General features: G+C 63.1%; 11 protein-coding genes. 6 read left to right on the top strand and 5 right to left on the bottom strand.

Annotated elements, in window-relative coordinates:
* Positions 1-16: 16 nt before the first annotated feature.
* A complete protein-coding gene (locus AOC05_RS03055; RefSeq protein ID WP_062005581.1) occupies positions 17-1,813 on the top strand; it encodes an acetyl/propionyl/methylcrotonyl-CoA carboxylase subunit alpha in 1,797 nt (598 codons plus the stop codon).
* Positions 1,814-1,932: 119 nt separating this feature from the next.
* Here the strand turns inward: AOC05_RS03055 and AOC05_RS19240 are convergent, their stop codons facing one another.
* The 4 genes from AOC05_RS19240 to AOC05_RS03035 all read right to left on the bottom strand — a co-directional run bounded on the left by AOC05_RS19240 (position 1,933) and on the right by AOC05_RS03035 (position 6,328).
* The gene (locus AOC05_RS19240; protein WP_230085388.1) at positions 1,933-2,772 is read right to left on the bottom strand and encodes an IS3 family transposase; all 840 of its coding nucleotides are present in this window, start codon (positions 2,770-2,772) and stop codon (positions 1,933-1,935) included.
* A gap of 11 nt (positions 2,773-2,783) precedes the next feature.
* Positions 2,784-3,275 carry a helix-turn-helix domain-containing protein gene (locus AOC05_RS20000; RefSeq protein WP_062005577.1) on the bottom strand — a complete coding sequence of 164 codons (492 nt, stop codon included), beginning with the start codon at positions 3,273-3,275 and terminating at the stop codon, positions 2,784-2,786.
* Positions 3,276-3,359: 84 nt separating this feature from the next.
* On the bottom strand, positions 3,360-4,784 hold the full coding sequence (locus tag AOC05_RS03040) for an MFS transporter (RefSeq protein ID WP_062005575.1): 1,425 nt from the start codon (positions 4,782-4,784) through the stop codon (positions 3,360-3,362).
* Between the two features lie 203 nt (positions 4,785-4,987).
* Positions 4,988-6,328, bottom strand: a complete 1,341-nt coding sequence (locus AOC05_RS03035; RefSeq protein WP_154606452.1) for an NAD(P)H-quinone dehydrogenase — start codon at positions 6,326-6,328, stop codon at positions 4,988-4,990.
* A 172-nt stretch (positions 6,329-6,500) separates the two neighbouring features.
* Here AOC05_RS03035 and AOC05_RS03030 point away from each other — a divergent pair, with 172 nt between their 5' ends.
* Positions 6,501-7,316 (top strand): purine-nucleoside phosphorylase, encoded by an 816-nt coding sequence (locus AOC05_RS03030; RefSeq protein ID WP_062005572.1) that lies wholly within the window; start codon positions 6,501-6,503, stop codon positions 7,314-7,316.
* Positions 7,317-7,380: 64 nt separating this feature from the next.
* Here AOC05_RS03030 and AOC05_RS03025 read toward each other — a convergent pair whose 3' ends face one another.
* A complete protein-coding gene (locus AOC05_RS03025; RefSeq protein ID WP_062005570.1) occupies positions 7,381-8,223 on the bottom strand; it encodes a type IV toxin-antitoxin system AbiEi family antitoxin domain-containing protein in 843 nt (280 codons plus the stop codon).
* A 251-nt stretch (positions 8,224-8,474) separates the two neighbouring features.
* Here AOC05_RS03025 and AOC05_RS03020 point away from each other — a divergent pair, with 251 nt between their 5' ends.
* From AOC05_RS03020 to AOC05_RS03005, 4 genes are all read left to right on the top strand, one after another.
* Positions 8,475-10,259, top strand: a complete 1,785-nt coding sequence (locus tag AOC05_RS03020; protein ID WP_062009273.1) for a phospho-sugar mutase — start codon at positions 8,475-8,477, stop codon at positions 10,257-10,259.
* Positions 10,256-11,107 carry a uroporphyrinogen-III synthase gene (locus AOC05_RS03015; protein ID WP_062005568.1) on the top strand — a complete coding sequence of 284 codons (852 nt, stop codon included), beginning with the start codon at positions 10,256-10,258 and terminating at the stop codon, positions 11,105-11,107. The genes AOC05_RS03020 and AOC05_RS03015 overlap by 4 nt, the downstream gene beginning before the upstream one ends.
* Positions 11,108-11,148: 41 nt before the next feature.
* Positions 11,149-11,850 (top strand): deoxyribose-phosphate aldolase, encoded by a 702-nt coding sequence (gene deoC, locus AOC05_RS03010; RefSeq protein ID WP_062005565.1) that lies wholly within the window; start codon positions 11,149-11,151, stop codon positions 11,848-11,850.
* An 86-nt stretch (positions 11,851-11,936) separates the two neighbouring features.
* Positions 11,937-12,161, top strand: coding sequence for a hypothetical protein (locus AOC05_RS03005; protein ID WP_062005564.1), 225 nt, complete (start codon positions 11,937-11,939; stop codon positions 12,159-12,161).
* The last annotated feature ends 286 nt before the right edge of the window (positions 12,162-12,447 follow it).

Here is a 12,447-nt window from a genome sequence, read left to right as displayed (position 1 = left end):
ATAGAAGGAGTCTCGTGTGACCAACTCACAGTCCGCCGGTGCAAACCAGCTCACCAAAGTCCTGATCGCCAACCGCGGCGAAATTGCCGTCCGCATCATCCGGGCGGCCCGCGACGAGGGCATCGCCTCTGTAGCCGTCTACGCAGAGCCGGACAGGGAAGCATTGCACGTGCGCATGGCCGACGAGGCCTTCGCCTTGGGCGGCACCACCGCAGCCGACTCCTACCTGGTCATGGAGAAGATCCTGGCCGCAGCCAAGCAATCCGGGGCTGACGCCATCCACCCCGGCTACGGCTTCTTGGCCGAAAACGCCGACTTCGCTCGAAAAGTCATCGACGCCGGCCTGATCTGGATCGGCCCCTCCCCCGAGGCCATCGCGGCCCTGGGCGACAAGGTCCAGGCCCGCCACATCGCCGAAAAGGTGGGCGCACCCTTGGTGCCGGGTACGAAGGACCCCGTGGCCTCCGCGCAGGAAGTCCTGGACTTCGCCGACGAATTCGGCCTGCCGCTGGCCATCAAGGCCGCTTACGGCGGCGGCGGCCGCGGCATCAAGGTCGTGCGCACCCGCGAGGAAATCCCCGAAATGTACGAATCGGCCGTGCGCGAGGCAGTCGCGGCTTTCGGCCGCGGCGAGTGCTTTGTGGAACGTTTCCTGGATTCTCCACGCCACGTGGAAACCCAGTGCCTAGCGGATGCCGCGGGCAACGTCGTCGTCGTCTCCACGCGTGACTGCTCGCTGCAGCGGCGCAATCAGAAACTGGTGGAGGAGGCCCCGGCACCGTTCCTCTCCGACGAGCAAAACAAGCGCCTCTACGAATCCTCCAAGGCCATCATGAAGGAAGCGAACTACGTCGGCGCCGGCACCTGCGAATTCCTGGTCGGCACTGACGGCACCATCTCCTTCCTGGAGGTCAACACCCGCCTGCAGGTGGAGCACACCATCTCCGAGGAAGTCACCGGGATCGATCTGGTCCGCGAGCAGTTCCGCATCGCCCGCGGCGAGGACCTCGGCTATGGCGACCCCGAAGTTCGCGGCCACTCCTTCGAATTCCGCATCAACGGCGAAGATGCCGGCCGCGGTTTCATGCCGGCACCGGGCACCGTGACCAGCATCGATCTGCCCACCGGCCCCGGCGTGCGCGTCGACTCAGGCATCACGACCGGGGAAATAATCGGGGGGAACTTCGACTCCATGCTGGCCAAGCTGATCATCACCGGTGCCACCCGCGAGCAGGCCCTGCAGCGCTCCAGCCGCGCCCTAGGGGAAATGCATATCGGCGGCCTGCCCACCGTGCTGCCGTTCCACCGCGCCGTGGTCGTCGACCCGGCCTTCGCCCCCACTGGCGGAGCCCCGTTCACCACGCACACGCGCTGGATCGAAACCGAGTTCAACAACACCATCCCCGCCTTCAACCTCGCCGGTGCTACCGGTGCCTCGGACGACGCCGGCACCCGGCAAAGCGTTACCGTCGAGGTGGGCGGCAAACGGCTTGAGGTCACGTTGCCGGCGTCGTTGGCCGTCAGCACCGGTAGCACCGGCGCGAAGAAGGCCAAGAAGGCAGCCCGCGGCCGCAGCACTGCCCCGGCTGCGGCCAACGGCAATGCGCTCACCTCCCCCATGCAGGGCACCATTGTCAAGGTTGCCGTGGCTGACGGCGACGTCGTGGTCGAGGGTGATCTGCTGGTTGTGCTGGAGGCCATGAAAATGGAGCAGCCCCTGACGGCGCACCGTTCAGGCACCGTCACAGGCCTTAGCGCCTCGGCCGGGGACACGGTCTCCGCTGGTGCAGTCCTGGCCACCATCGAAGACTAGGCCCCCTCACGTTAAGGGGTGTTTCACCTGATGGTCCCTCACCAAACGAGCCACATATGACAAACGCTCCCTCAACTGAATGAACTGGGCCCCGAAATTTGGACTCGGTAAATAAAAGTCTACGCGGCCAGTGCCTGAGCCCGATATTCCATCGGACTCAGGCACTGCAGCGTTAACGAGATGCGGTCATTGTTGTACCAGTGGATATAGTCGTCCAGCTCCGTGCGGAACCCGTCGATGCCGGTGAATTTTTGGCGATGGAACATCTCTTCCTTCAGGTGTCCGAAGAAGTTTTCCATCACCGAGTTATCTAAACAGTTGCCCTTGCGCGACATGGATTGGGCCATCTTGGCGTCGCTGAGGAGCTTCTGCCAGCTGGAGTGTTGATACTGAAATCCTTGGTCTGAATGCACCATCGGGGCCTCGCCCGGCGCCAGGGTGCCGATCGCTTCGATGAGTGATTCGGTGGTGAAGGCAACGGTCGGCGACTCGGAAACCGAGTAGGAAACGATCGAGCGGTCGAACAGATCTAGCACCGGTGAGAGGTAGACCTTGCGCTCGGCGATCTTGAACTCGGTCACGTCGGTCACCCATGTGGTGTTTGGCGCATCGGTATCGAATTCTCGTTTCAAAAGGTTGTCGGCGATCTTGCCGACCTTGCCCTTGTAAGAGGAATATTTGCTTCGGGTACGGACCTTACAGACCAGGTTCTCCTCACGCATCAGCTTCAGCACGGTCTTGCGTGCGACCTGCCAGCCTTGGCGCTTCAGGACCGCGTGGATGCGCCGGTGGCCGTAGCGGCCCTTAGCTTGGATGAAAGCCTCGTGGATCTGGGCTCGAAGCTCAGCGTGCCGGTCAGGGGTCTGCAGGGCCGCTTGGCGGTGGAAGAACGTGGAACGAGGCAACCCCGCTGCTTGGAGCAAAAGGGGCAGGGAATGGGATGCCTTGAGGGCAATCACGGCGCTGACTTTCAGCGCCGTGGTTGGTTCCTCAAGGCCCGTACTTTTTTTAGGTAGGCGTTCTCAGCCGCCAGACGCTCGTTCTCGCGGCGTAGCTTCTCCAACTCACTGACTTCGACCGAGGGGGTCCTAGTCACAGACTTGGGCCGGCCCTTGGCCTTGGAGCGCAGGCCCTCCTCACCAAAGTCCCGATAGGCGCGGATCCATGCTCGCAAGAGGTCTAGAGAACTGAGTTGATGCATCCGGGCGAGGTCCTGCCGCGTCCCCTCACCGTCAAGATATTGGCGAACAATCGCCAGCTTGAACTCAAAGGAATACACCTGCCTAGTTGGTTTGATTTCCAATGCTGCTCTACCCCAGATCTTGAACCGACTCTCCAACTTGCAAATAGCCGACGCGCTGACTCCCAGCTTTGAGGATACCGCGCGATACCCAAACCCTTCCTCAAACAGATCGACGGCAGCTAGCCGCTGCTCGGCTGTCAATGAACTATGTGGACGCATGAAAAACTCCCCGAAAGTAAGGTACTGAATTATTCAGTCCAACTTTCAGGGAGCAGTTCATTGTGGGAGCGTTTGCAGAGTGCGTCAGCTGACGTTGGAGGTGTACTCCAAGTCGCGTGTTTCCTTCATGATCACCAGCGCGATCAGGGTCAGCACCGCCATGGCGGAGAGGTAAACGCCTACCAGGACAGGGCTGCCATCAGCGGACTGCCAAAGTGCCACCGCGATGAACGGTGCCACGGCTGCGCCGAGGATGCTGGACATGTTGTAGCTGATGGCCGACCCTGTATAGCGGACGTTGGTCGGAAACAGCTCCGGCAATAGCGCACCCATGGGGCCGAAGGTCAGGCCCATCAGGGTGAAGCCGATGATCAGCAGCGCCATGACGCCCACCAGGCCGGCACCGAACAGCGGCACGAAGGTTAGGCCGAAGACTAGGATTCCACCGGTGACCCACAGGAGCGTCTTGCGGCGGCCGAACTTCTCGGCCAGCGGACCGGAGACGAGTGTAAAGATGCCGAAGAACACGACACCGATGATCAGCATGATCAGGAACTCATTGCGCGTGTAGCCCAGTCCGGGTACCCACGAGGCGATGGCGTCGGCCGTCATGGGCTTGCCGGCAGCCACGGCCTTGGCCTTGGCCGCCTCAATGGTGGCCGGGGTGGTGCCGTAGGACAGTGTGAACGTGGTCATCAGGTAGAACAAGACATACGTGGCCAGCATGACGAAGGTCCCAAGGATCAGGGGCCGCCAGCTGGTCTTGAACACGCGGCCCACAGGCAGCTTGGAGACTTCTCCCTGGTCGATGACCTGCTGGAACGCCGGGGTTTCAACCAGCTTCAGGCGGACGTACAGGCCCACAATGACCATGACGGCGCTGAGCAGGAACGGGATGCGCCAGCCCCAGGACTGGAACTGCTCGGCACTCAGGCCAAAGCTCAGGGCCAGGAAGATGCCGTTGGCCAGGATAAAGCCGATGGGTGCGCCCAGCTGCGGGAAGGTTCCCCAGATGGCGCGCTTGCCGGCAGGGGCGTTCTCGGTGGCCAGCAGGGCCGCGCCGCTCCACTCGCCGCCGAGTGCTAGGCCCTGCATGAAGCGCATGACCACCAACAGTGCCGGTGCCCAGAACACCCAGCCGGGCACAAGCGCCGTCGGCAGGCAACCAATCAGGAACGTGGCAATACCCATGGTCAGCAGGGATGCCACCAGGGTCCCCTTGCGGCCCACCTTGTCACCAAAGTGGCCGAACACGACGGAGCCCAACGGCCGGGCGACGAACGCCACACCGAAGATGGCAAAGGAGCTCAGCAGAGCCGTGGCTGCGTCGGCGTTGGGGAAGAAGAGTGCCGGGAAGACCAGCACGGCTGCCGTGGCGTACACGTAGAAGTCGTAAAACTCAACGGTGGTACCAATGAGGCTGGCGACAATGACCCGCCCTCGGCTGTTTGCTTGGGGGATCTGCACTGCTGAGATCTCCATTGGCTCCGCTTCGTGGGGAGTGCTCATGGGATGGCTTTCTCTTTGGCCGTATCAGAGATGGGTAACCCGATACGAGGCGACGGCGTTAGACGATGATGCCCGTCCACAATACCCAAAAAGTCCACCTACTGGACAATTCGCGCCACCATGCGGACAGTTTGGGGATGCGCGGGGATACGAAAATGGACCCCCACCCACTGGGCGAAGGTCCATTTCCAACAGCTCAAGAATTACACGTACACGTGGAGCCTGCGGGCAGCTTCGGAGATGGACCCCGACAGCGACGGGTACACCGTGAACGTGTTGGCGACGTCGTCGACGTGCAGTTTCTGTGTCACGGCTAAGGCGATCGAGAAGATCAACTCACAGGCCCCGGCACCAACCACCACACCGCCAATGACGGTGCCAGAACCCTTGCGGGCAATGATCTTGATGAAGCCGTCGTTGACACCGCGCATCTTGGCCCTGGCGTTCGTTTGCAGGGAGAGCTTGACCACGTCGCCCTGGTACTTCCCGGATTCCAGATCAGCCTCGGTGACGCCCACGGAGGCGATCTCCGGCGAGGTGAAGATGTTCGAGGACACCTGGGTCAGCTTGAGGGGACGCACGCCGTCACCGATCAGGTGGGCCACGGCAATCCGTCCCTGCATGGCGGCAACGGAGGCCAGCGCGAAGACGCCCGTGCAGTCGCCGGCGGCGTACACGTTGGGCGCACTCGTACGCGAGACGCCGTCGACCTTGATGTGTCCGCTGGGTGTCAGCTCAACCCCGGCAGCCTCCAGGCCAATCCCCCCGGTGTTGGGGATGGAACCGACACACACCAGGCAATGCGTGCCGGTGACCTTGCTGCCATCACCCAAGGTGACAATGACGCCGTTGTCCGTGCGTTCGACCTTCTCGGCGCGGGACAGTGAGAGCACACGCAGTCCGCGGCGGGCAAAGACGTCCTCCAGCACTGCCGCGGCGTCGGAGTCCTCCCCCGGCAGCACCTGCTCGCGGCTGGAAATCAAGGTGACCTTAGAGCCGAGGCCGTTGAAGGCGGAGGCGAACTCGGCGCCCGTGACGCCCGAGCCGACCACGATCAGATCCTCCGGCAGTTCCTGCAAATCGTAAATCTGCGTCCAATTCAGGATGCGCTCACCGTCGGGTTTCGCCGTGGCGAGCTCGCGCGGGTGGGCACCCACGGCGATCAGGACGGCGTCAGCCTGGATGATCTCCGTGGTTTCGCCACGATCGACTTCAATGGTGCGCGCATCCAGCATCTTGCCGGTGCCGATCACGATGCGCACACCAACGGCTTCCAATCCGCGGCGAATATCACTCGACTGTTCGCGGGCAAGGCGCATCACCCGCTCGTTGATCTGCTGCAAGTTGGCGCGCATGGCGGTTTTGGGGTTGCCGTCGGGGCCGTTGAAGTCGACGCCCAGTTGTGTGGAATCGACGCTGCGGTTCATGGCTTCGGCTGTAGCGATGAGGGTTTTTGAGGGCACGACGTCGGTCAGAACGGCCGCGCCGCCCAGCCCGGCACGCTCGACTATGGTCACTTGCGCGCCCATGGAGGCCGCCACCATCGCTGCCTCGTAGCCACCCGGGCCACCGCCGAGGATCGCTAGGCTGGGAACTGCAAAGGGCTTGAATGGATCTTGAGAGCTCGTCACAATAGTTCATTCTTCCTTAGCTTGTGCTGTGCACCAACTTCTCCCCCCATGTACTGACGGCGCCTGTGCCCTGTATGTTGAATCCGTGACTAACCTTCATTTTTTATCTGACCCCACCGATCTGGCCCGCGAGGCCGCCACCTACATTGCCGAGCACACCGGCGTGCCCTTCCATGACATAGCCGTGGTGCTGGGCTCCGGATGGGGCGAGGCGGCAGGCCTCATTGGCGAGACCACCGCCGTGGTGGATGCCGCCGACGTACCGGGGTTCTTCGCCCCCGCAGTAGTGGGCCACACCGCCACCCTGACTTCCATCCGCACCCCGGGCGGCAAGAATGTGTTGGTGCTTGGCGCGCGCACCCACTTCTATGAGGGCAAGGGCGTCCGGGCCGTGGTGCACGGAGTCCGCACCGCCGCTGCCGCAGGAGCCAAAACCCTGGTGTTGACCAACGGCTGCGGCGGCCTCAACGAGGCTTGGACGCCAGGGACACCGGTGTTGATTAGCGACCACATCAACCTCACGGCCACCTCGCCGCTGGAGGGCGCCACGTTCGTGGATCTCACGGACCTCTATTCGGCGCGGTTGCGTGAGGTGGCCCGCGAGGTGGACCCGTCCCTGGATGAGGGCGTGTACGCCCAGTTCACCGGCCCACACTACGAGACCCCGGCCGAGGTGCAGTACGCGAAGCGGATTGGTGCCGACCTGGTGGGCATGTCCACGGCGTTGGAGGCCATCGCCGCCCGTGCCGCCGGGATGGAGGTGTTTGGCATCTCGCTGGTGACCAACCTGGCGGCCGGCATCAGCTCGGTCCCGCTCAGCCATGCCGAGGTGATTGCGGCCGGCCAGGCTGCCGGGCCCCGCATCTCCAAGCTGCTGGCGGAGATCATCGCCCGGCTGTAATTCCATTCTGTTGTGCGCCGCCGTCCGGTCCGGCCGTGGCGCACAACAGTGTTGTGCGCCGCCGTCACCTTAGCCGTGGCGCAGAACGGATCATGGCCAGGGCCTGTGACACCCAAGCCAGCATGATTTCCGGGTGGTAGAGCACCACTTCGGCGGGAATCCGCAGCCGCCAGACGCCGCGCAGAACATACATGGTGTCCCGGCGCAGGTCTTCGCGCCAGCCGTTCTCAGTGTCATGGAACTCTCTCCCATCGACTTCGACGCCGAGCACGCCGTCGACCAACAGGTCCAGGTGCCCTGCATTCCTCACATAGGCCTGGCCCTGGACGTTGTGCCCGGCCATCCTGAGGTGATATCTACCCACGGTCTCTGTTATGGCCATTGATTGCGGGTCGATCATCTCCACGATTGCGCGGGCAGCCCTGTCACCGCGCCGCGTGAATTCCACCTGCAGGTCAAAGATGGTGCACATCTTTGCCACCACGGCCGATTCAAGGGTGATGAGCCCCTCCAACTCGGAGCCACAAGCCACGCACTGGCGCAAGATCCCCATCAGCGTCTGACCGGCAGGACGTTTGTGCACCACACATCCGGGAATCGGGCGTCCATGCGCCGCCGCCACATGGACCTTTTCCGGCTCATGCAATTGCCACAGACCCAACTCCGAAACCCGGCTCAGACATGTCCGCCGCGCCTGATAACTGGCGAGATGGATGTCCATCGAGCTCACCCCCGGCAGCCCGTAGTGGCCACGTGCCACCTGCACCACAGTGCCTTGTTCAACGGCGCCCCTGAGCTGGCGGGTGGAGATGCCCAGCGCCAGTAGCTCGCGCAGCCTCGCGACCTTGCCAAACTGAGAAATTGCGGCCGCAACGGCCTGGTTCCTGGCGCTGGTTGTGGAAGTCATGATTCCAGCCTGAACCGAAAACAGCCGCGGCGGCAGCCCCGTCGCACCAATTGTGGACAGGCCCGGCTCCAGCTGCCCTGTGGAGGACTCATCGCCACGGACTGTTCTGCGCCACGCCCGGTGCGGCCGTGGCGCAGAACAGTGTTCTGCGCCGCCGTCATGCGACGCATGGAGCAGAATAGGACACGTGGGGCTAGATTTATCTGGTGAGACATTCCAATGACGCTTCCGAGTCCAACGCCGCACTCGAGATGGCGGCCCTGAAGGCCGCCGCCGAACAATGGGCGGGCCATGACCCCGACCCGGCTACTGCCGCGCAACTGCGCGACTTGATTGCCGCCTCGGACTCCCCGGAAGCCGCGGCGGAGCTGGCGGACAGCTTTTCCGGCAACCTGCAATTTGGTACGGCCGGGTTACGTGCGGTCATGGGTCCGGGCCCGAACCGCATGAACACGGTGGTGGTGCGCCGTGCTGCCGCCGGTGTGGCCGCCCACCTTAATGCTCTGGCGAACGCGGACGACGCCGGTACCTTCTACCAGCCCCGGGCCGTGGTGGGCTACGACGCCCGGCACAACTCGGAAATCTTTGCCCAAGAGACGGCGGCCGTTTTTGCCGCCTCCGGGATCAAGACTTTCCTGCTGCCGCAGGCACTGCCCACCCCCATCCTCGCCTTTGCCGTCCGGGCCCTGGACTGCGAGGCCGGCGTCATGGTTACGGCCAGCCACAACCCGCCAAAAGACAACGGCTACAAAGTGTACTTGGGCGGTCGGTCCGTAGCCCCGGAAGCCCGCGGCGTGCAGATCGTGGCCCCGCATGATGCCCAGATCGCCGCGCACATTGCGGACTTCTCCGCAACCGACGAGGCGGGCGATACGGGCAACATCGCCCTCGCCACCAGTGGCTGGACCGTGCTGGGCCCGGACGTTCTGGAAAATTACAAGCAGGCCATGACCGGGCTGAGCGACCCTGCCGCGTTCCCGCACCGCGAGCTGCGCATTGTGCACACCTCCATGCACGGGGTGGGAAATGACACGGCCCTGGCCGTGCTCCACAACGCCGGGTTCACGGATCTGCACGCTGTGGCCGAACAATCCGCCCCGGACCCGGATTTCCCCACAGTATCCTTCCCCAACCCCGAGGAGCCCGGGGCCATGGATTTGGCGTTCGCCCTCGCCGAGAAGGTGGGTGCCGACCTCGTGCTGGCCAACGATCCCGACGCCGACAGAGTAGCAGTGGGGGCCCTGGACCCGGCCACCGGCCAATGGTATAAGTTCCATGGCGACCAGGTGGGGGCGCTGCTCGGCGCACACCTGGCAGCCAGGGGCGGGCGTGCAGGCACTACCCAGACGCGTGCAGGCACTGACAAGAACGGTGAGGGCGCAAATGGCAAGCCCGTGTTTGCCAATTCCATTGTGTCCTCACGGCTGCTGGCTCGCATCGCCAAGGCCGCCGGTTTCAACCACGCGCAAACCCTGACCGGTTTTAAGTGGATTTCCCGTGTCCCACACCTGAGCTACGGCTATGAGGAAGCACTGGGCTACTGTGTTGCCCCGGAGGTGGTCCGCGACAAGGACGGCATGTCCGCCGGGTTGCTCGTCGCGGAAATGGCCGCTGCCCTAAAAGCTGCCGGCGGCACACTCTTTGACGTGCTGGATGATTTGGCGCTGGCGCATGGACTCCATGTTAGCGAGCAGCTCAGTTTCCGGGTCAGCGATCTGGACATGCTGGGAACCCTCATGGAGGGGCTGCGGCGCACACCCCCTGCCCAGCTTGCCGGCTCCGAGGTGGTCCATTTCACCGATCTTTCAGCGGGCTCACCGGAGTTGCCGGCCACCAATGGCCTGCTGTACCTGACCGAGAACGCTACGCGGGTCATCGTGCGCCCCAGCGGCACCGAGCCCAAACTGAAATGTTATATGGAAGTCATTGGGCCCGTCGCGAACCGGCGCGATCTCGCTGCTGCGAAGGCTTCGGCGAAAGAACAACTGGCGGCTGTGGTGGCGGATCTGAAAGAAGCCTTGGGCGTCGACGGGTGACCTCTTCACCAACCCTTTCCGGGCGGCGCATCGGTGTCACGGCCCACCGCAAAGCGGAGGAACTCATTGGCGCATTGGAGCGTCATGGCTCCGCGGTATTGCACGCCCCGGCGCTAAAAAGTGCCCCGGTCCAGGACGACGCACAGTTGCTCGCCGAAACCTGTGCCATCATTGCCGCCAAGCCGGAGATCGTGATGTTGACCACCGCCTACGGGCTGCGACGCTGGGTCGATTCCGCTGCGGCGGCCGGGCTTGAACAAGACCTGCTAGGAGTTTTGTGCGCCACACAGTTGTACGTCCGCGGGCCCAAGGCACGGGGCGCGGCACGGGCATATGGGCTCGCTGATGTGGGAATCAGCCCGGATGAGACGACGTCGGCCCTCACCGAGCTGGTGATCCGCAACGGGGTGGGTGGCGGGGATCTGGCGGGAAGAACGGTGGCCCTGCAGCTCCACGGTGCCACCGACGCAAGTTCACGTGCAACGCTCAGCTCGGCCGGCGCCGTCGTACTGACAGTGAGCCCCTACCGCTGGGTCAGCGCCCAGGAAGGGGATCGGCTCAGCCAGCTCATCTCTGCCGTCTGTGCGCACGAACTCGACGCCGTCACCTTCACCAGCGCCCCAGCCTTTGACGCGGTCCTCAGCGTGGCCCAGGAAAGTGGGCTGCGCGAGAGCTTCATACAGGCACTGGTAACCGGCGTACACCCAGTCGCTGTGGGCCCGGTTACGGCACAACCGCTATACGATCTTGGGCTGACGCCGTGGGTTCCGGAGCGGTTTCGCATGGGCGCCATGGTCAAACTCCTCGTTGAGCGGCTTGGCCCCTGCGCAGGAACCAAGCTGCTGTGACACGATATAGCTAACGATCCCCGTGACAAGGAAGGCCCACCATGACTGAGCGCACCACACCCCAGGACGCCCACCCCGAGCTCGCCGCCTTCATCGACCACACCCTGTTGAAGCCCGAAGCCTCCCGTGAAGATATCCTGCGCCTGTGCAGGGAAGCTGCGGAGCACCATTTCAAGGCGGTGTGTGTGAATCCGCTGTGGGTGGAGACAGCCAAACTGGCCTTGCGCGGAACAGGCGTGCTGACCTGTACTGTCATCGGCTTCCCGCTGGGCGCCAATAACACCGACGTCAAGGTTTTTGAGGCGCGCGGAGCCACCATGGACGGCGCGGACGAGGTGGACATGGTCATCAACATTGCCGCGGCCCGCGCCCTTGACAAGGAGACACTCGTCAACGATATCTCAGCGGTCGCCGAGGTGGTCCATGGTGAGGATTCTCTGTTGAAGGTCATCATTGAAACGTCCCTGCTCAGTGACGCCGAAAAGGTGCTGGCCTGCCAAGCTGCGCTCGAGGCCGGAGCCGACTATGTGAAGACCTCCACAGGGTTCAACGGCGGCGGTGCCACCGCCCAGGACGTGGCCTTGATGCGCCAAACTGTGGGCCCTCAGCTCGGGGTGAAGGCCTCCGGCGGGGTACGTACGGTGGAGAAGGCCCTGCAAATGATCGACGCCGGGGCAACCCGCATCGGCACCAGTTCCGGCATTGCCATCGTCACCGGCGCGCAAAGCACGGCTTCCTACTAAAAACGTACTAGGATCGTGGGTAGATAAGAGCGCCGGTCCAAACGGTGCACCCATCCAGTTCCCCGGTTTTGGGGTGAGGAGTACCTGTGTCCAACGAACGCTACCAAGGCGAGAATAGCCTTGGCCAGTCCATCATCTTGTTCGTCATTTTCTTCGGACTGTTCCTGGGCGGCATCTTCGCCTTGTCCTTCTGGAGCTTGGAGAGCTTTGCCCACGCCTTTGTGCCCGGCGCCTTGGGCCTTGGCCTGTGCTTCTTGGCTTTGGTGATCCCGATGACATGGATCGGCCGTTCCAACTCCGCAGGCGAGTAGCACCTTTTCATCTAGGTACGGGTTGTTGCTGTTTTTCACGGGTTCTCCGCGAAAAAAAGCAATAGGCCGTACCTAGTTTTTGTTTAAGCCCAATGCCGCAGCAGGTTACTCGCCTTTATACGTGCCTCGAGACCCGACTACGTATCGACATGGCCTTGCACCTGATCCATAATCTCCCTAATCGTTGTATTCCAGTAAGGCAGGGGCCGGGTACTCGCACACCTTCGCCCACAATAGGTGTGAGGGGACCGGGCAATGGAGCTTGGAAATAGGCAGTGGCGCACGG

The sequence above is a fragment of the Arthrobacter alpinus genome (genome assembly GCF_001294625.1).
Lineage (GTDB): Bacteria > Actinomycetota > Actinomycetes > Actinomycetales > Micrococcaceae > Specibacter > Specibacter alpinus_A.
The sequence above is the reverse complement of the archived record's forward strand: the minus strand, read 5'-3'. Positions and strand labels throughout refer to the sequence as shown.